Source organism: Mesorhizobium sp. M5C.F.Ca.IN.020.29.1.1, assembly GCF_003997375.1.
Classification (GTDB): domain Bacteria; phylum Pseudomonadota; class Alphaproteobacteria; order Rhizobiales; family Rhizobiaceae; genus Mesorhizobium; species Mesorhizobium wenxiniae.
The window spans coordinates 1-750 of the sequence record NZ_RZSW01001105.1 but is presented as its reverse complement, the minus strand read 5'-3'; the positions used below and the strand labels follow the sequence as shown (position 1 = coordinate 750).

At 63.2% G+C, this 750-nt stretch carries 1 pseudogene; it reads left to right on the top strand.

Annotated elements, in window-relative coordinates:
* Positions 1-591: pseudogene (locus tag EOA85_RS36510) on the top strand (hypothetical protein); the annotation flags it as partial.
* Positions 592-750 lie beyond the last annotated feature (159 nt).

Below are 750 nucleotides of genomic sequence, written 5' to 3'. Positions count from 1 at the left end.
GAGTACTTTCCATGGGAGGACCACCGTGCCGGAACGCCGCCGATGTTGTCGGACGTCCTGCGACCACGCCTGATCGAATGGGCGGATGGCGCCGACGACGACGCGACGCGCCGTGAGCGCCGACGACGGGCGGCTATCGCCTTCGGCTTCGGCGACCGCCCGTGGAACGAGGATCTCGCACTCAAGCGCTACGAGCTGCTTTACGAGGCAGCCCTGGTGGAAGAAGCGACGCGCGGTTCGGCCCTCCCCCCGCCGGTTCCTGGCAAGTCCATGGTCGCCGATCATCGCCGCATCCTGGCGACAGGCATCGCGCGGCTGCGCTCCAAGATCAAATACCGGCCGGTCGTCTTTGAACTGATGCCGCCGGCCTTTACGCTGCTTCAACTGCAGCGGACCGTGGAGGCGCTGGCCGGCAGGCTCATCCACAAGTCGAACTTCCGTCGCGTGATCGAGCAGCACGAGCTGGTGGAAGAGACTGGTGATACGACCATGGAGACCGGCGGTCGGCCTGCGAAGCTTTATCGCTTCCGCCACGCCGTGCTTGAAGAGGGGGAAGTTGCCGGAGCAAAATTGCCGCTGGCGCGGGCTTGACTCTTATACTCATATCAAGAATATGCCGCTTATATTCTCCTTGAGTATAATCGGAGCCGTCAATGACCGCCGCGCTGCCTTCGGCCGCCTATCTGTACGAGCGCGTGCGCAGGGTGATCCCGGCCATCGAATGGCCGGCCTTTTCAGATGACATCGACG